General features: G+C 57.2%; 16 protein-coding genes. 13 read left to right on the top strand and 3 right to left on the bottom strand.

Annotated features, from left to right (window positions below):
- Nucleotides 1-1,129: OFA family MFS transporter (locus tag F7C11_RS01220; RefSeq protein ID WP_297090151.1), on the bottom strand; the 1,129-nt coding region annotated here is incomplete at its 3' end.
- Nucleotides 1,130-1,242: 113 nt separating this feature from the next.
- On the opposite strand from F7C11_RS01220, the gene F7C11_RS01225 reads away from it, so the two are divergent.
- Genes F7C11_RS01225 through F7C11_RS01235 form a run of 3 tightly spaced genes read left to right on the top strand, consistent with a single transcriptional unit; the run spans nucleotide 1,243 to nucleotide 3,719 of the window.
- Nucleotides 1,243-2,298, top strand: coding sequence for a peptidylprolyl isomerase (locus F7C11_RS01225; RefSeq protein WP_297090153.1), 1,056 nt, complete (start codon nucleotides 1,243-1,245; stop codon nucleotides 2,296-2,298).
- 33 nt (nucleotides 2,299-2,331) lie between these two features.
- The gene (mrtA, locus tag F7C11_RS01230) at nucleotides 2,332-2,934 is read left to right on the top strand and encodes a CPBP family archaeomyxosortase MrtA (protein WP_297090155.1); all 603 of its coding nucleotides are present in this window, start codon (nucleotides 2,332-2,334) and stop codon (nucleotides 2,932-2,934) included.
- Between the two features lie 38 nt (nucleotides 2,935-2,972).
- A complete protein-coding gene (locus tag F7C11_RS01235) occupies nucleotides 2,973-3,719 on the top strand; it encodes a heparan-alpha-glucosaminide N-acetyltransferase (RefSeq protein ID WP_297090157.1) in 747 nt (248 codons plus the stop codon).
- On the opposite strand, the gene F7C11_RS01240 is transcribed toward F7C11_RS01235, so the two are convergent.
- Nucleotides 3,685-5,607 (bottom strand): GNAT family N-acetyltransferase, encoded by a 1,923-nt coding sequence (locus tag F7C11_RS01240; RefSeq protein ID WP_297090159.1) that lies wholly within the window; start codon nucleotides 5,605-5,607, stop codon nucleotides 3,685-3,687. The genes F7C11_RS01235 and F7C11_RS01240 overlap by 35 nt on opposite strands.
- Nucleotides 5,608-5,725: 118 nt before the next feature.
- On the opposite strand from F7C11_RS01240, the gene cytX reads away from it, so the two are divergent.
- The 6 genes from cytX (at nucleotide 5,726) to F7C11_RS01270 (ending at nucleotide 12,190) form a co-directional block, all read left to right on the top strand.
- Nucleotides 5,726-7,009, top strand: coding sequence for a putative hydroxymethylpyrimidine transporter CytX (gene cytX / locus F7C11_RS01245; RefSeq protein ID WP_297090176.1), 1,284 nt, complete (start codon nucleotides 5,726-5,728; stop codon nucleotides 7,007-7,009).
- A gap of 4 nt (nucleotides 7,010-7,013) precedes the next feature.
- The gene (thiM, locus tag F7C11_RS01250; protein ID WP_297090161.1) at nucleotides 7,014-7,814 is read left to right on the top strand and encodes a hydroxyethylthiazole kinase; all 801 of its coding nucleotides are present in this window, start codon (nucleotides 7,014-7,016) and stop codon (nucleotides 7,812-7,814) included.
- Nucleotides 7,804-8,427 carry a thiamine phosphate synthase gene (thiE, locus tag F7C11_RS01255; RefSeq protein ID WP_297090163.1) on the top strand — a complete coding sequence of 208 codons (624 nt, stop codon included), beginning with the start codon at nucleotides 7,804-7,806 and terminating at the stop codon, nucleotides 8,425-8,427. Before thiM ends, thiE begins: the two co-directional genes overlap by 11 nt.
- Nucleotides 8,428-8,431: 4 nt before the next feature.
- Nucleotides 8,432-9,505 (top strand): bifunctional hydroxymethylpyrimidine kinase/phosphomethylpyrimidine kinase, encoded by a 1,074-nt coding sequence (gene thiD, locus F7C11_RS01260; RefSeq protein WP_297090165.1) that lies wholly within the window; start codon nucleotides 8,432-8,434, stop codon nucleotides 9,503-9,505.
- Between the two features lie 54 nt (nucleotides 9,506-9,559).
- Nucleotides 9,560-11,404: a prolyl oligopeptidase family serine peptidase gene (locus tag F7C11_RS01265; RefSeq protein ID WP_297090178.1), complete on the top strand. Its 1,845-nt coding sequence runs from the start codon at nucleotides 9,560-9,562 to the stop codon at nucleotides 11,402-11,404.
- An 81-nt stretch (nucleotides 11,405-11,485) separates the two neighbouring features.
- Nucleotides 11,486-12,190, top strand: a complete 705-nt coding sequence (locus F7C11_RS01270; RefSeq protein ID WP_297090166.1) for an ATPase domain-containing protein — start codon at nucleotides 11,486-11,488, stop codon at nucleotides 12,188-12,190.
- Here F7C11_RS01270 and F7C11_RS01275 read toward each other — a convergent pair.
- Nucleotides 12,182-14,782 (bottom strand): ATP-dependent helicase, encoded by a 2,601-nt coding sequence (locus tag F7C11_RS01275; RefSeq protein ID WP_297090168.1) that lies wholly within the window; start codon nucleotides 14,780-14,782, stop codon nucleotides 12,182-12,184. The genes F7C11_RS01270 and F7C11_RS01275 overlap by 9 nt on opposite strands.
- A gap of 90 nt (nucleotides 14,783-14,872) precedes the next feature.
- On the opposite strand from F7C11_RS01275, the gene F7C11_RS01280 reads away from it, so the two are divergent.
- The 4 genes from F7C11_RS01280 to tgtA form a co-directional block, all read left to right on the top strand.
- Nucleotides 14,873-15,172, top strand: a complete 300-nt coding sequence (locus F7C11_RS01280; protein WP_297090170.1) for a hypothetical protein — start codon at nucleotides 14,873-14,875, stop codon at nucleotides 15,170-15,172.
- A gap of 24 nt (nucleotides 15,173-15,196) precedes the next feature.
- A complete protein-coding gene (locus F7C11_RS01285; RefSeq protein WP_297090172.1) occupies nucleotides 15,197-16,246 on the top strand; it encodes a glycosyltransferase family 2 protein in 1,050 nt (349 codons plus the stop codon).
- A 92-nt stretch (nucleotides 16,247-16,338) separates the two neighbouring features.
- A complete protein-coding gene (locus tag F7C11_RS01290; protein ID WP_297090181.1) occupies nucleotides 16,339-17,247 on the top strand; it encodes an inorganic phosphate transporter in 909 nt (302 codons plus the stop codon).
- 41 nt (nucleotides 17,248-17,288) lie between these two features.
- On the top strand, nucleotides 17,289-18,153 hold an 865-nt coding region (gene tgtA / locus F7C11_RS01295; RefSeq protein WP_297090174.1), incomplete at its 3' end, for a tRNA guanosine(15) transglycosylase TgtA.

Raw genomic sequence — 18,153 nt, forward strand, 5'->3', positions numbered from 1 at the left:
ATGCGGGGGAGTAGTCAAGTGAGCCCCCCATAATCCACGAGGCCACCGTCGGGGAGAGGGAGGCCAGCCCAAACGCCGTGAACACGAGACCGTAGTTGGCGCCCATGTTTTTGACGCCGAACGCCAGCGCCGTCAGAGTGGGGAAAGACGCGAGTGTCACGGCAAAGCTCCAGCCGATGATGGCGCTGGCGAGGTAAAGGGAGACATCGCTGGTGGCCAGGAATGGAAAGGCCAGGAGCGTCACCGCCTGGAGGATGTACGTAACGTCCATGACCATCAGTGGGCCGTACCTGTCGTTGAGCATTCCGGAGAGCGGTCTTCCAAATCCGTTGAAGAAGGAGAATATCGAGATGGCCAGGGCGGCACGGGCGGGACTTAAACCCAGCACCTGCTCCCCGTAGGCCGGAACGAGGCCTATCACTATGAACCCTCCAGCGGCTACCAGGGCGAAGGTGAGCCATATCGTCCAGAATGTGACCGTTCGAACGGCTTCTCTCGGCCCGATGTCGGTCTCATGACTTGAACTTCCTTTCCTGGACGGCACATGGAAGCTTTCAGGGGGATTCTTGACCAGCAGGGATGCCAGAAGACCGAGTCCCCCTGTTATAAAGCCGAGGGCGAGGAAGGTCGTGGGTATCCCAAGGGTCGGTATCAGGTGCCTGGCCTTCAGAGGAGCAAAGAGCATTGCGGCTATCCCAAACCCCATCACGGCTATTGAGATGGCAAGAGCGGGCCTGTCAGGGAACCACTTCCTTGCCGGAGGCGTCGTCGATGCGTAAACCAGGCCGCAGCCGATGCCGCCTATGAGGCCGTATGTGAGCGCGAGCCATACCGGCGTCTGAAACCTCCCGACGAGGGAGGCGAGCGAGTACGCCACCACGAACAGCAGGGAGCCGAGCATGGCCGTCTTTCTGGGTCCGTTGACGTCCTGCATCCTGCCAGCGGGAAACATCGTCAGGGTGAAGACGATCATGAACACGGTGTACGGCAAAACCGCCTCCGCCCTGCTCCAGCCAAAGGTCTCCATCATGGGGTTGACGAAGACACCCCACGCGTAGGAGATTCCTCCAACGAGGCCCATCAGAAAGGTCCCTACAAGAACTACCCATCTCTGTGTATTCGTCACCACTTTTCCCAACATGTCCTGGAATGAACGTCTTAAAACCCTTTCGGATTCCGCCCCGGCAAAAGCTTAAAAACCGACTCCTTCAATCGGGGTTAGAGCAGTGAAAGGAGGTTACGGTGATGAAGGTTCAGAAGGGAGACGTCATAAAGCTCCACTACACCGGAAAGGTCAAGGAGACCGGTGAGATATTCGACACCACCTTTGAGGATGTTGCCAAGGAGGCCGGGATATACTCCGAGAAGGGAATCTACGGCCCGGTTCCTATAGCGGTCGGAGCCGGCCACGTTCTCAAGGGTCTCGATGAGCAGCTTGAGGGCCTTGAGGTCGGAAAGAAGTACGAGATAATCGTCCCGCCCGAAAAGGGCTTTGGAAAGCGCGACCCCAAGCTCATAAAGACCTTCACCCTTGGCCAGTTTAGGAGGCAGGGCATCTACCCGTTCCCCGGAATGCCCATCGAGATCGAGACCGAGAGCGGAAGGAAGCTCAAGGGCAAGGTCCTCACGGTCAGCGGTGGAAGGGTGAGGGTTGACTTCAACCACCCCTACGCCGGCAAGCACCTCGTCTACGAGGTCGAAATCGTCGAGAAGATCGAAGACCCGATCGAGAAGGTCAAGGCCCTCATAGAGCTCCGCATGCCGATGGTCGACACGGAGAAGGTCATCATTGAGGTCGGCGAGAAGGACGTTACCGTTGACTTTGGCCAGCTCCTCAATGAAATCGACAAGAACACCCTCGTCCTTGGTGAGATACTCCTTGAGAGCGACCTCAAGTTCATAGGCTACGAGGAGGTCAGCTTCAAGCCCTCAGTCGACGAGCTTCTCAAGCCTCCAGAGGAGAAAGAGGTCGTCGAGCTTGAGGAAGAGGTCAGCGAGCCTCTCGTTGAGAAGGCAGAAGGATCAGAAGAGGCTGAGGAGAAGGTGGAAGAGACAAAGGAGGAGCCTGAGGCCGGGAAGGTCGAGGAGAAGACGGAAGAAGCTGTTGAAGAGAAGGCCGAAGAACCGAAGGAAACCAGTGAGGCCGAGGAGCCAAAGAAGGAAGAGAAGCCCAAGAGGAAGACCACGAGGAAGAGCACCAAGGGCAGGAAAACCAGAAGGACGACCACCAGGAAGACCACCAGCAAGAAGAAGACCAAGGCCGCTGAGGAGAAGAAGGAAGAATCCGGAGAGGAGTGAAAGGCTTTTATTCCCCTTCTCCAACTTTTCTCCATGGAGGTCCGGAGAAATCCATGGGTTCTATACATTGCACTGCTGCTGTTCATCCTCCTCGTTCGCTACAGTGGTGGAGGTATCTTTCGGTGGGCAGGCTACAACTTGCTTTTCTACTTCGTCGCGCCCATGCTCCTCGCGAGACTGCTCGGATTCAAACCCTCCGAACTGGGTGTGCAGATCGGAAAGAAGGACGGGTACAAATGGGCGCTGATACTGTTTCTGCTGGCAATCCCCCTGAGTTTCTACGGCACGACGGTGCCGGAGATGAAGAACTACTACCCGATATTTGAGTACTCCGGCTGGGGCGATTTCTTCCTCAAGGAGCTGGCGGTCGGAGTGATAATGTTCTCCCACGAAGCATTTTACAGAGGGATTGTCCTCTTTCCGCTCGCTAGGAAGAACGAGTGGCTGGGCATACTCGCACAGGATGTCCCCTACACCCTCGTGCACATCGGCAAGCCGGGCATAGAGGTTCCATACTCGTTCGTAGCGGGGATAATCTTCGCCAAGCTCGACCTAAAGAGCGAGAGCTTTCTTCCAAGCTTCCTGCTCCACTGGTTCGGATCTGTTCTCTTCGACCTGCTCTGCGTCCTCCTCTGAGCGAAAGTTCTATTTAGTAGGAGGTGCAAACCTTTTCTATGTTCGGCTTTGAGATATACACCGGGCGCCGCTACTGGGAAATCGACCTACTGCGGGGCGTCGGAATAACGATGATGGTGATCTCGAACTTTGTAACCGACCTTCAGCTGTTTCTTAATTACTCCTCCCACAGGACTTTCTGGCTGGGGTTCGCCATCACCACCGCCTCGATATTCGTCTTCGCCTCCGGCCTCTCGATGTGGATAAGCTACTCCCGCACGCTGGGGAAAAAGCCCAACCCCTACTGGAAGTACCTCAGGCGATTTTTCAAGCTCTTTGGCCTTGGGCTGTTGATTACGGCCACCACCTATTTCCTGGGCATGACGATCCATTTCGGAATCCTCCATTTCCTTGGACTTGCGACGCTCCTCGGGGTGCTTTTTTACAGGTTCGGGCGTCTTAACGCGCTCTGGGCTGTGTTTTTCATTCTGGGGCATCTGGTTCTCCGAAACTTCCACGATGGGCTCTGGCTTCTGCCGGTGGGAGTCCTACCCGAGAACTACTTCGCCCCGGATTACTTCCCCGTATTCCCCTGGTTCGGGGTCTTCCTTCTCGGGATGGCTGCAGGAAGCGTTTTCTATCCGGACGGGAGGAGGAAAAGGGAGATTGGCCTCCCATCGAGTCCGCTAATTCATTTCGTCGCCTTCGCCGGGAGGCACACACTCCTGATATACCTGGTTCACCAGCCGATCCTCGTGGGCCTGCTGAGGCTCATTCACGGCCCTCTTCCCGGCCTTCCAGTTTAGTCTGAAGCCGGGCCGTTCCGTAGCCAACGAAGAGCACCTTGTCAGGATCCAACGCTCTTAGAACCTCCGGCCTGTGTGTGATTATGAGCGCCGTTATGCCAGCTTCCCGTATTATCTCGGCGACTTTCTTGGCCACCCTCATAGCCGTGAGTGTATCAAGGTGTGCCGCGAACTCGTCCATCAGGAGGAGATTGGGCTTTTCGGCCAGAAGGGACGCTATCTTTGCCCGCTCCTTCTGTCCAGTACTCAGCTCAGAGAACTTGGCCCGATACAGCACCGCATCGCTCAGGCCTGCCCTGTTGAGTATCTCCACAGCGGCGTTTATGTCCCTAATCTTCCTGTAGACGTGCTCCAGTATACTCTCGGAGCCGAAGTTCGGCTCGAACTCGCCGGGTATCAAGACCGAGGCTTTCACGTTCCCGGGGACGGCTATCTCCCCTCCGGTGGGCCTGAACCTCTCTTCCCACCACCCGTTGGCCGCTCCGAGGATCAGCCTCAGGAGCGTTGTCTTTCCCGCACCGCTGGCACCGACGACCGCTATCAGCTCCCCTGGCTCTATCTCAAAGTTGAGGTTCCTCAAAACGGGTCTCTGAATAACGCGGTGTCTCACGCCGAAGGCCTTCAGCAGTTCCTGGATCTCCTCAGGCAACCCCTTGATGTCGAGTTCGCTCTCGAAGACCTTGGAGACGTTTTTGAAGACTATCGGCCCGTCCAGGGGCTCAACCCTCCCGTAGCTCGGGCGCCACAGTCTCCCATCCTCCGGCGCGTACGGGTCTTCCTTCAAAAAGCGCTCTATGTACTCCTTGGCTTCTTCGGTGAGGGGATAGAAAAGCACCGGCCTCCCGCTCGCGGTCTCCCAGAGGAACCTGAAGCCGACCTTCTCGAAGAAGGGATTGTAGCGGGCCATCTGGGCTATGGTCTCAACGATGTGTTTTCTCTTCCTCATCTCTGGAATCCTGCGCTCGGCGACCCACTCAAGGGCGGATTTAACGCTCAGCTGACCGAGACCGTCGGAACGGTAGTCGGGGTGAACGACGACCCGTGCAATCCTCGCCCCGGAGGTGTTGGTCTCGGCCAAAGCCTTCCACTTGGCCTCTTCCCAGAGATACGACCGCGCCACTTTTTTCCTGTACTTTTTCTTCAGCTCCTCGTAGAGCTCCTTCATTATCCTCTCGGGCCAGAATGCCGGATGGAACCAGTCCTCCGGGAATACCTTTTCGCGGATGTTCCTCTCGACGTCGCCGTTGGGCAGTCTGCGGTGCATGAGGGGTATCGGGGGGTCAATACGGACGTAGCTCAGAATCCTGGGCTCGTACTCTTCCCGTTCAACAAGTTCGACTATGAGAAACCTCGAAGCTGGTGTAGAGCCCTTTATCTCAAGTATGTGCACTTCCTCGCTTCCACAGACGGGGCAGGCCTCCCTCGTGTTTGCCTCGAAGACGTGTCCGTTCTCACAGCGCCACAGGGCGACCTTCTCCTTTTGGCTGGCGTAGTGGTACTGCTCAAGCTCGGCTATGGCCTCAAAATCGCTCTCGTACTTTGCCTCCCTCGCCCTGAGTCTGTAGGTGTAGAGAAGCTCTCCGGTGAGCGGTGAGTAGCGCTTTGCCTCAAGCTCTCTTTCCCATAGGGGCCAGACCGGAATTCTGTCTCCCCCGTAGAACTTCCAGAGCCGGTAGTCATCGAAGTCAAGCACTTTGATTCCATTTCTATCCCTCGGCTCCTTCAGTATCTCTATCTCCACCTCATCACCCGTTAAGAACCACTGGGCCACTGTGCCTGTCATGTAGAGCCTGAGCCTATCCCCACTGCTCTCGACCTCAAGGATTCCAAACCAGCGGTGCTTGAAGCGCGGGATTTCGCTCCCGACAACCTTCCCGCGTATCATCATGGGAATCCCCCTATGACCTCGTCGCGAAAGGTTATAACGTTAGCCTGTTTATAACTAAGTTATGAAATTCAACAAAAGAGTTATAAAACCTTGAACGGAACCTCTCCCGGTGGGGGCTATGGAGGAAGGGTATGAAATCACTCCAGTCGCGAAGGAAGGGCGGAGGTTCTCGCTCCTGATGCTGTTCGCGGTGTGGTTCGGCGCCGGGATAAGCATCGCCGAGTTCTGGGCTGGGGCACTGCTGACGCCGGCCCTTTCCCTGTGGGCGGCCGTGGGTGTGATAATCGTCGGGCATATAATCGGCAACGCGGTGATGGGCCTTATAGCGGTGGAAGGCTACGAGACGGGCCTTCCAACTATGGTGCTGTCGAGGGGAGCCCTCGGGATAAAGGGCTCAGTCCTGCCCTCGGTGCTCAACTACCTCCAGCTCATAGGCTGGACCGCGGTCATGCTCATCGTCGGTGCGAACGCCATGAACGCCCTCTCGGGAACTTTTGGCTTCGAGAGCTATCCCCTGTGGATAATCATCCTCGGGGCCCTCGTGACCCTGTGGACTTACGTTGGGCCCCGCAGGTGGGAAGCGCTAGAGAAAGTCTCGGCGCTTCTGCTCCTCGTCCTGAGCCTGTGGCTGACATACGTGACGGTGAAGAGGTTCCCCATTGGAGAACTCCTGAGCAGGCCGGGAACCGGAGATATTGGAGTCATGCTTGCGCTCGACCTCGTCATAGCGATGCCCCTTTCGTGGGCTCCCCTCGTGGCGGACTACTCAAGGTTCGCCAGGGCTAAAGAAGGGGCCTTCTGGGGCACGTACCTCGGCTACTTCATAGCATCGAGCCTCTTCTACTTCGTCGGTGCCCTCACCAACGTTGCCGTTGGGGAGAGCGACCCCATAGGGATAATCCTCGCCTACGGCCTTGGAATCCCCGCGATGCTGATAATAATGCTCTCAACGCTGACCACCACGTTCCTGGACGTTTACTCGGCGGCAATAACCTACAAGAACATCTCGCCCGGGGCGGATGCCAAGAAACAGGTACTTCTGGTTGGCACATTGGGAACGCTCCTCGCCCTTGTCTTTCCTGTTGACAGATATGAGGGCTTCCTCATCCTCATCGGAGGGGCCTTCGTCTCCCTCACGGCCATAATGCTGACGGACTACTTCGTGGTGAGGAAGGGCTACGACCCAGAGGAGCTTCTTGACGAAAGCGGTCCCCTGGCGGGCTACAGATGGAAGGCCCTCGCCGTCTGGGGGTTGGGCTTTGCCTTCTACATTGGACTCGCCGTTGAGGGACTGCTTGGAGTTCACGTGCCCCTCTTGAGCGGAATCGGCTCTGCACTCGGGTCAAGCATTCCTACCTTCCTTCTCGTCTCCCTGCTGTACTACCTGGTGGAAAGGAGGTGAGCGTATGGAGTGGATAGCCGAAAGTCTGGATAGGATGCGCAGAAAACGCCCGCTGGTGCAGAACATAACCAACTTCGTCGTGATGAACACCACCGCGAACGCGCTCCTTGCCGTCGGGGCTTCACCTGTAATGGCCCACGCCAGGGAAGAGCTTGAGGAGATGCTCGGAATAGCGGATGCGCTGGTGGTCAACATAGGCACGCTTGACGAGCACTGGGTCGCCTCGATGATGGAAGCGGTCAGGACTGCAAAGAGGCTGAAAAAGCCCGTCGTTCTCGATCCCGTTGGAGCCGGTGCGACGAGGCTCAGAACTGAGACTGCGTTGAAGCTTCTTGAGGAAGGAGAGATAGCGGTTCTGAGGGGCAACTTCGGGGAGATAGCCGCACTCCTCGGAGAGCATGGGAAGACCAGGGGCGTTGACAGCGCGGCATACAGTCCAGACGAGGCGCGGGAACTTGCCGTCGAGGCCTCAAGGGAATTCGGCACGGTGGTTGCGGTGACCGGGCCGGTGGACTACGTGAGCGATGGGGAAAAAATCTACGCCGTCGAAAACGGGCATGAGATGCTCGGTAGGGTCACTGGGACGGGGTGCATGGTGACGGCCATCACCGGAGCCTTTGCGGCGGTTGAGGAGCCCCTCAAGGCCGCCGTATCTGCCCTCGTGGTCTTCGGGATTGCCGCCGAGAAGGCTTATGCTGAAGCCCCTTACCCCGGAACCTTCCACGTGAAGCTCTACGACTGGCTCTACCGGGTCGATGGAGAACTTGTGAAAAAGCTGGCCAGGGTGAGGCAAGTTGGGCCTTAAGGAAAAGCTGAGGCTCTACGTCATAACCGACAGACGGTTCCGGGATGAATTATCAACGGTGCAGGATGCTCTGGAAGGTGGGGCAACGGCGATACAGATGCGCATAAAGAACGCCCCAACCAGAGAAATGGTCGAGATTGGAAAAGGACTGAGGAAGCTCACCGACGAGTACGGCGCCCTCTTCTTCGTGGACGACAGAGTGGACGTTGCCCTCGCCGTCAGTGCAGACGGTGTCCAGGTGGGGCCGGACGATATGCCCGTTCCGCTGGTGAAGGAGATGGCTCCAAACCTGCTGATCGGGGCATCCGTATACAGCCTTGAGGAAGCTGTGAAGGCCGAGAGGGAGGGGGCAGACTACCTTGGTGCCGGGGCCGTGTTCCCAACTAGGACAAAGGCAGACGCATGCTATCTCGGTCTCGATGGCCTTAAGACGATCCTGGAGACTGTAAAAATCCCCGTGGTGGCGATAGGGGGAATAAACCACGAAAACGTCCGGGAGGTTTTGAGACTCGGGGTTGATGGGATAGCCGTCATCTCGGCCATAGTAGGGGCCCCCGACGTTAAGCGCGCGGCCCGTGAGATGAGGAAGATAATAGACGAGTACCTGGGGTGATGGTATGAGGACGGCCCTTACGATAGCCGGAAGCGACAGTGGGGGAGGTGCCGGGATAGAGGCCGACCTCAAGACCTTTGCCTCCTTCGGCGTCCATGGGCTCGTGGCGGTAACCTCGGTAACCGCTCAGAACACCGTTGAGGTGCGGGCGATTCACGATATCCCGCCCGAGGTGGTGGTGAGCCAGATAGAGGCCGTCGCGGACGACATCGGGGTCGATGCTGCGAAAACAGGGATGCTGAGCAACGCGGGGATAATAAAGGCCGTGGCAAAGACCGTCAAAAGGTACGGCTTTCCGCTCGTCGTTGACCCGGTGATGGTAGCTAAAAGCGGCGCGCCCCTGCTCAGGGAAGATGCAGTCAATGCCCTTGTGAGCCGGATAATTCCCCTCGCCTCCGTCGTCACCCCCAACGTTCCAGAGGCGGAGCGTCTGACAGGAATAGAGATAAAAACACTCGAAGATGCAAAAAGGGCGGCCAAGCTTATAGTGGAGGAGCTCGGCGCTGGAGCGGCGGTGGTTAAGGGGGGTCACCTGGGGCTCGGTGAGGCCGTTGACGTGCTGTATCACGACGGCAGGTTCAGGGAGTACAGGGCAGAGTTCGTTAAGGGCTGCACCCACGGAACTGGCTGCTCCTTCTCGGCGGCAATCGCGGCAAACCTTGCCAGGGGAAAACCACTGGAAGAGGCCGTTGGGGAAGCGAAGAGGTTCATTACGATGGGCATCAGGTACGGGGTGCGTCTGGGCCATGGACACTGCCCGGTAAACCAGAACGCGTGGAGGGACGTCCCCGCTCTGAAATGGAAGGTTTACAAGGAGCTGGACTCGGTGAGGAGTGCACTTAAGGGCTCTGAGGACGCGGTTCTTATCTGCGCACTCCCCCTGCCCTACGGTGCCGACAGGGAGAACATTGCTGTTCTAAGAGACGGAAAAATAACCTTCGGCGCTCCAGAGGACATCGCAGGCGTTCTTCTCCGGAAAATGCGGGAACGGCTGGAGCTCAGGTGTCTGCTGATTCTCGATGGGGAATACGTGTTCGGAACCTCCCCTGTGGAGGTGGTGAGAAAGGCGGGCCTGTGAGATTTCACCGATACTCTTATTAGCGTTAAGGCTATCATCTTAATGGTGATTCTCATGAAAGACCCCTACGCGTGGATGGAAAACCTCAAGGATGAGCGGGTTCTCAGACTCGTTGAGGAGGAGAACGAACGCTTTAGGGAGTTCGTTGGGAGCCTAAGCGACGAACTGTTTCCGGAGGTCTGGAAATACTACTCGATGCCGACTCTCTATGGTGCGAGGCTCACAGAGAAGGGCATCGTAGCGATGTACAAGGAGAGGGACAGGCAGGTCATCAGGTGGCTGGGCGGTGACACCGTAGTCGATTCCAAGGCCCTTGAGGAAGAGCTCAACGACGAGGTTCTGCTCCAGGGCTTCACGGCCGACGGAGAGGGGAGATTCCTCGCATACAGCTTCTCGATAGGCGGCGCTGACGAGGGGGTAACCCGAATCATAGACCTTGAAACCGGAAAGCTCATCGATGAGATGGAGCCCTCTGTCTGGAACGTGACCTTCCTTGGGGACGGCTATTACTTCTCCCGCTTCTACCGGCACGGTGAAACGCCCGACGGAGTTAAAGCTCCGGCGGTGAGGCTCTTCTGGAAGGACGGCAGTGGAGAGAGGATGGTCTTCGGCGAGGGGCTCGGCTCCGGCTACTTCATCGGGCTGAACAAGAGCACCGATGGAAGGTGGGCGATGGTAACGGTCACCTTCGGCTGGAACAGGGCGGACATTTACACCGGGCCGATAGACGCCCCGGACCTGTGGAGGAAGGTCTATTCGGCGGACGTGCCTGCCGAACCCATCGACGTAATCGGCGGGAAGCTCTACGTCCTCACGAGGGAGGGAAAGGGCCTCGGAAAGGTCATAGCCATCGAGGGGGAGAACGTCACCGAGGTTATCCCAGAGGGCGAATTCCCGCTGGAGTGGGCGGTCATCGTGGACGGAAAAATCCTCGCCGGCAGGCTCGTCCACGCGAGCTACCGCCTTGAGGTCTACTCCCTGGAGGGTGAAAAGCTGGATGAGATAACGTTCGACCTTCCGGGAAGCGCCCATCTCCTCGATACCGATGGGAAGAGGGCGCTCATAAGGTATGAGAGCTTCACGGTTCCGTACAGGCTCTACGAATTCGATGGGGGGCTTAAGCTCATAGAGGGGCGGGATGTTGAAGGGAGCTTCGAGGTAGAGGAGGACTTCGCAGTCTCCAGAGACGGGACGAGGGTTCACTACTTCCTCGTGAAGGGTGAAGATGACGGGAAGAAGGCGTGGGTCTTCGGCTACGGCGGCTTCAACATCTCACTGACGCCAAGGTTCTTTCCACATGTGATACCCTTCATAAAGCGCGGCGGAACGTTCGCCATGGCCAATCTCCGCGGCGGCTCCGAGTACGGCGAGGAGTGGCACCGCGCAGGGATGAGGGAGAACAAGCAGAACGTCTTCGACGACTTCATAGCGGTTCTCGGCAAACTGAAGGCCGAGGGCTATCGGGTTGCCGCGTGGGGAAGGAGCAACGGCGGGCTTTTGGTATCGGCAACGCTCACCCAGAGGCCTGACGTCATGGACGCTGCGCTGATAGGCTACCCCGTTATAGACATGCTCAGCTTCCACAGGCTCTACATCGGCAGCGTGTGGGTTCCAGAATACGGAAACCCCGACGACCCAAAGGACAGGGAGTTCCTGCTGAGGTACAGTCCCTACCATAACGTGAAGCCGGCCAAGTATCCGCCTACCCTGATCTACACCGGCCTCCACGACGACCGCGTTCATCCTGCCCACGCGCTCAAGTTCTTCAAACTGCTGAAGGAAGTCGGTGCTCCGGTCTATCTCCGCGTCGAAACAAAAAGCGGCCACATGGGCGCCTCACCGGAAACGAGGGCGAGGGAACTGACCGACCTTCTAGCCTTTGTCATCAAAACCCTCTGACCCCACATCTTTCAATTTCTTCCGGAAAGCTCGAAAAGTTCTTATATCTGGGAATGAGAGTAATAGATTAGGGGCGGAATCATGTACAGCAAGAGGATATCAACGGGTATTCCAGGACTCGATGTCATGCTCAGGGGCGGATTGATACCCGGAAGAACGTACCTGGTAAAAGGTGCTCCGGGCACCGGTAAAACTACCCTCGCCATGCACTTTGCAATGGCGGGAATCGCCAACGGTGAGAACGTCCTGTACGTAACGCTTGAAGAGCCGGCCGAGAACCTCAAGCCAGACATGGCAAAGCTGGGGTTCAACGTAAACGACGTCCGCTTTACACTCATAGACGCCACCCCCACCTCGGAGAGATACGTCCTGGTCGAGGATTTCTTCGAGTCCTTCGCGGGGAGCATGGAGAAAATGACCGCCGCAATAAAGGAGCAGCTGAGGGAGAGGCACTACACCAGGGTCATCCTGGATCCAATAACCATGCTCAAGCTGACGTCCTCGGAGGAGATGGAATACAGAAAGGCCTTTCTGAGCTTTGTGAAGAGCATGGCCAGGATGAAGGCAACCGTCCTGATGACCTCCGAACTTCAGAGGACGGACATCGAAGAGTACCTCGTGAGCGGTGTCATAGAGCTGAGGATGTTTGATATTCAAGGGACGCTCTACCGCGGACTGAAAATACTGAAGTTCAGGGGGAGCGGCTTTGACTCCAGCATGCGCCCCTACGAGATAACCGACAGGGGGATAGTCGTCCACCACGACCGCGTCATCTCACTACCCTGACGCCTCTATCATCGCCATTATCTTTCTGTGCAGCTGTTTTATCATCTCCCTTCTGTCCTCCATAAGGACCACATCGCTTGAGCCTATCACCTCAAGGTTGAAGGCGAAGGGGCTCGGGAGTTTGTTGTGCTCGACCACCACCCTTATCCTGCCCTCCCTGATCCATTCGAGGAAGAGTTCGGCAGCCTCAACGTCCATCTTGTCCTCCATTATCTCGCGGTAGACCTCCTTGAGAAGCGGGAAGTCCGGGTGGTTCTCCTTGAGCACCTTGAGGAGTGCAACGGCCATGACCTGCTGTCTGCCGAGGCGCTTGCTCCTTCCGATGTACCTCCGCAGGATTAAGAGCCCCCGGTTGGCGACGTGCCTGAAGCGTCTCTTGAGGAGTTCCGTGTTGTCCAGGGCCCTCCTGAGAACCTCTCGAAGGTCTTTGATTTCAAACAGCGCCATTATTTCATCCTTGCTCAGCCTCTTCTCCGGCGGGAGGAGCAGGGCGAAGCCGTTGTCGTTTATGGCGACGCCGACGTTGCAGTTCTTCCACTGGCTCACCATGTACGCAAAGGCCCTGCTCAGGGCGTCGTTTGCGCGCCTCCCGATGAGGGTGTGGAAAAAGTAGCGGTTCCTCTTATCCCCGAGGACTTCCTCGACGAGGAGGGTCTCATCGTCCGGAACGGTTGAGTACTTCGCCTGCTCGCGGAAGTAGGCCAAAATCGCCTTCGCGGTCCTCTCGTCTATCCCGTACTTCCTCATGAGCAGGCTCTTGGCGCGGCGGTTGCCCACCAGGCCGGCAACCTCCTTTCTAAAGCGCTGCACGTCAAGGGCCAGGTCGAAGCTGAGCGGGAGCATCTCGGAGAACCAGGCGGGGATGGTAGGCTTTGCCCCCTCGCGGGGAATCACGTAAATTTTGTTGCCCCTGCTCTTGACGAACTCATAGGTTCTCCCAGCCAGGACGAAAATGTCGCCGGGCATCAGCCTCTCGGCAAACTCTTCCTCAACCGTCCCGATCATCTGCTTGTCCATGGTATAGACCCTGATCTTTGCCTCGTCTGGTATCGTGCCGGTGTTCATATAGTAGATAGCCCTCGTCATCTTGCCGCGCCTTCCAAACTTTCCGTCCTCCAGCCATATCTTGGCGTAGACCTTCCTCTCCTCCAGGCCGGCGTACTCCCCGGCGAGATACCTCAGCACGCTCATGAAGTCTTCAAAGGGCAGGTCCCTGTACGGATAGGCGCGCCTCACAAGCCTGTACGCGTCTTCAACATTCCACACCTGATTGAGCGCCATCCCCAGGAGGTGCTGGACGAGAACGTCCAGGGGGTTCTTGGGTATCCTTATCCGGTCGAGCCTCCTGTTGCGGGCGTTGTGGGCGAGGACCGTTACCTCGACCAAATCGTCCCTGTCAAGGGCCAGAATAACCCCCTTGCTGACATCGTGGAGTCTGTGTCCCGCTCTCCCTATCCTCTGCAAAGCGCGGTTGACACTCTTTGGAGAACCGATTAGGATGACAAGGTCTATTGTACCGATGTCAATTCCAAGCTCAAGGCTTGTCGAAGTGACGACCGCTTTAAGCTCGCCCCTCTTGAGCTTCTCCTCAACGTCCAGTCTAACGTCCCTCGACAGCGAGGAATGGTGCGCCTCTATAAGACCCTCGAACTCCGGATAGCGCTTTTTCAGGTTGAAGGCGACCCTCTCCGCACCGCTCCTCGTGTTGGTGAAGATGAGCGTCGTCCTGTGCTCCCTGATGAGCTCCGCCAGACGGCGGTACAGGGCGTTGCTGAGCGTCCCGGCGTCCGTGTAAACGAGGTCGTCAACCACGCTCTCGACCCATATCTTCGTCTGCTTGGCAAAGCTGGCGTCAACTATCAGGCCCGGCCTCGGCTTCCCATCGTCGTCAAAACCGAAGACGAACTTTGCGACCTCTTCGAGGGGATGTATCGTCGCGCTCAGTCCTATCCTCACGAACTCGTTCTCCGACCAGCTGGCGAGCCTCTCGACGCTGAGCGCGAGGTGGGTTCCCCTCTTGTTCTCAGCCAGTGCATGAACCTCGTCTATGATGAGGTATTTAACCGTCTTGAGCCTCTCGCGGAACTTGGGGGCGTTCAGGGCTATGGCGAGGCTCTCCGGGGTGGTGATGAGTATGTGCGGCGGCCTCTTCACCATCTTGCTTTTCTCGTAGCTCGATGTGTCGCTCGTTCTTATGCCAACCCTTATGTCCGGAATCTCATAGCCGAGCTCCTTTGCGACCTCCTTTATCTCGGCCAGGGGGCCCTCAAGGTTCCTCTTGATGTCGTTGTTGAGTGCCCTCAGCGGGGAGACGTAGAGCACGTAGATTTTATCCTCAAGCTTTCCGGCCTTGCCGAGGAGAATGAGCTCGTTTATGGCGGCAAGAAATGCTGAAAGGGTCTTTCCAGAGCCGGTTGGTGAGGAGATGAGCACGTTTTCGCCCCTGTGAATCTCAATCACCGCGTAGCGCTGGGGAGGGGTGAAGGTTCCAAACTTCCGCTTAAACCACTCCCTAACCGGCTCGCTGAGTATCCCAAATATCTCATCGTCCGTGTATTCCCTCTCGGCGTAGCGTATCCTTTCCCCGCTCATCGAAGGTTGGTTCGGTTTTCGATTTTTAAGCTATTCGGTTACCTTAACAAACTTTTTAAGTACAGATTGAGAACTAAAACCGGTGGGAACATGGAGTCCATAAGGAAGGTCATAGAGGAGTTCAACAGACTTCACGGAACCGAGGCTCGGGCGAGGATATTGAGGGCAGAGGGAGACGATGTCATCATCGAGTTCTCGGGCTCGTTCTGTGCCACCTGCGGACTCTACGACTACTTCGAGGATATCAAGTGGGAAGCTGTGGACTTCGGCCTGGAAATCGAGCCAGTGGAGGTCCTGGAGGCCGAGGAGGACGAGTTCGAGCATGGCAGGTACGTGGTGAGGTACAGGGTTGGAAAGTCCCCCTCCTTGGGACTTCCGGATAAAGATTAAAAGCCCCCCGCCGGAGTCCTCAATATGAACCCGCTCCTCTTCGGCCTCATCGTCATCTTCCTCTGGGATGGCTACTTTTTCTTTAATTACATAATTAGCCTTTTCCATGATCACAGGATTAAAGAATGGAGTCCCAGAGTCTCCGTTATAATCCCCGCCTATAACGAGGGCAAAAGGGTTCTTAACGCCATCAGATCGGTCATCACCCAGGATTATCCGGACTTTGAGGTTATAGTTGTGGACGACGGGAGTGAAGACAGCACCTTTGAGGTCGCTTCATCGGTGAGGGATCCCCGCCTGAGGGTGTACCGGGTGGCGCACGGTGGAAAGGCTAAAGCTTTGAACTTCGGCCTCTCGAAGGCCTCCGGCGAGGTCATAGTGACGACCGACGCCGACAGCCGCCTTGAGCGCGACGCCGTTAGGGAGCTCGTGAGAAGATTTTATTCCGACGAGGTTCTCGCCGTCGGCGGGCAGGTTCGCGTTGCCGGAAGCTCCTTCCTGGAGATGGCGCAGGACGCGGAGCACCTCAGGATAGCGATGTTTCGCAGGGCCAAGGAGCTCGATGACCTGAGCGTCGCACCCGGGCCGGTTTCCGCCTTCAGGAGGGAAGCCCTTGAGAGGATCGGCGGCTTTGTTGAGGACATCGTCGAGGACTATGCCACTACAAAGGCGCTAAAAGCGTTTGGAAAAGTCGTTTATGCCCCAGGGGCAAGGGTCTGGACAGAGATGCCGAAGAGCATTGGTGTGCTCTGGCGCCAGAGGAAGCGCTGGTTCCTTGGAGACTTAAAGAACCTTGGGGGAGGCTTCACGAAGGATTTGGCCTTTCTGCTCCTTTCGGATGTCATGGCGTTTTTCGATGTGATCGTCCCGCCGCTTCTCCTTATCACAGGTCAGTTTGAACTCTTCGCCCTCTGGTGGTTCTTCGAGACCTTCACGATGCTTTTGCCGACCCTCTTTGAGGGGGGAAAACTCATCAATGCACTCCTGTTTCCGGTCATAGTCTGGTTCTGGGCGGCCTTTTATCTTGCTCTCCACATCTACGGCTATCTCTCGGCACTCCTCGGGAGGGCATAATGCAATGCGGGGCGAAACCCTTTTAAATGCTCACTTCTGTGCTACATACACTATATAGATTATGTAGTCACAAATAGACTATAGTGATGACGATGATAACGGCGCTCTTCATGGCGTGGGCGATAGGTGCGAACGACAGTGCAAAGGCCGTTGGGACAGCCGTTGGTTCGGGCGTGCTCGGCTTCAAGAGAGCCGTGCTCCTCATAGGGATATTCACCACTCTGGGCGTTTTCCTCGGGGGCTCTGGAGTTTCCGGAACGGTTTCCGGGCTCGCCGAAGGCATGTCCGCGGGTGAGGTCGGGCTCGTCCTCTTCAGTGCGGCCTCGGCTGTGACCCTCGCGAGCCTCTGGGGAAGGCCGATCTCAACGACCCAGTCCATAATAGGAGGTCTCGTGGGGGCTTCCCTCGCCCTCGGACTGCCGGTTGACTGGTGGACGGTCGGCAGGATAGCATCGGCGTGGGTCCTCTCGCCACTGGTCGCCGCGCTCTTTGCGGTCGCCGTCTACAGGCTCTACAAGCCCCTGCTGAGGAGGATAAAGTGCCTGCGCAACCTTGAGCTGACACAGAAGTGGCTCGTCTTCACCGCGGCGGCCTTTTCGGCCTTCAACCTCGGCGCCAACGAGCTCTCCAACGTTGCTGGACTGATGGGGGGACTCGGAATAGACGGCCCGTTTAAGCTTGTTTTGGCACTCACCCTCACCCTGGGGGCACTGACCTTCAGCTACGACGTGATGATGACGGTCGGAAGAGACATCTCCCCCCTTGGGCCGACTTCGGCCTTTTCAAGTCAGTTCGGAGCATCTTTGGCCGTCAGCTCGGCCAACCTGATAGGCCTTCCCGTCAGCTCGGGTCAGGCCATAGTCGGGGCCATAAGCGGCCTGGGCCTCTACAAGGGGGAGCACGTGAACCTCAAACTCCTCATGGGAATCGTGAAGGGCTGGGTGATAGCCCCTGTTTTCGCTGGTGCCATATCCTACGTTCTGGTCACGTTTCTGGCTTAGGCTTTTAAACCCCCCACCGAAGGGCTTAGCGGTGTTGAGAGATGGTCGAGTTCAGGTTTGAGGTCAAGGCGCGAGATGCCGCTGGAAGAATAGGAAAGCTGACCGTTAACGGGAAGACGATAGAGACCCCCGCCATAATGCCGGTCATCAACCCGAAACAGCTGATAGTAACGCCGAAGGAGCTAAAAGAGATGGGCTTTGGGATGGTTATCACCAACTCCTACATCATCTACAAAACGCCCGAACTCAGAGAGAAGGCCCTCGACGTGGGGATCCACAGGCTTCTCGACTACGACGGCATCATCGAGGTGGATTCCGGTTCCTTCCAGCTCATGCGCTACGGCGGCGTGGACGTTACGAACAGAGAGATAATTGAGTTCCAGGAGAGGATAGGCGTCGACATAGGCACGTTCCTTGACATCCCGACTCCGCCGGACGCACCGAGGGAAAAGGCGGAGGAAGACCTCAGGATAACGCTGGAGAGGGCGAGGGAAGCCGAAGAAGTCAAAGGCATCGCGATGAACGCTGCCGTACAGGGCTCCACCTATCCTGACCTGAGGACCTACGCCGCTAAAAAGCTCAGCGAGATGAACTTCGAGATACACCCGGTGGGAGCCGTCGTCCCGCTGATGGAGAGCTACCGCTACAGAGACCTCGTCGATGTCGTTATTGCCTCGAAGCAGGGGCTGAGGCCGGACAGGCCCGTCCACCTCTTCGGTGCCGGCCACCCGATGATTTTCGCCCTGGCGGTCGCGATGGGGATAGACCTCTTTGACTCAGCCAGCTACGCCCTCTACGCAAAGGACGACCGCTATCTAACACCCGAGGGGACGAAACGCCTGGAGGAGCTCGACTACTTCCCCTGTTCCTGTCCCGTTTGCAGCCGCTACACCCCGCAGGAACTCC

The organism is Thermococcus sp. (genome assembly GCF_015521605.1).
Taxonomy (GTDB): domain Archaea; phylum Methanobacteriota_B; class Thermococci; order Thermococcales; family Thermococcaceae; genus Thermococcus.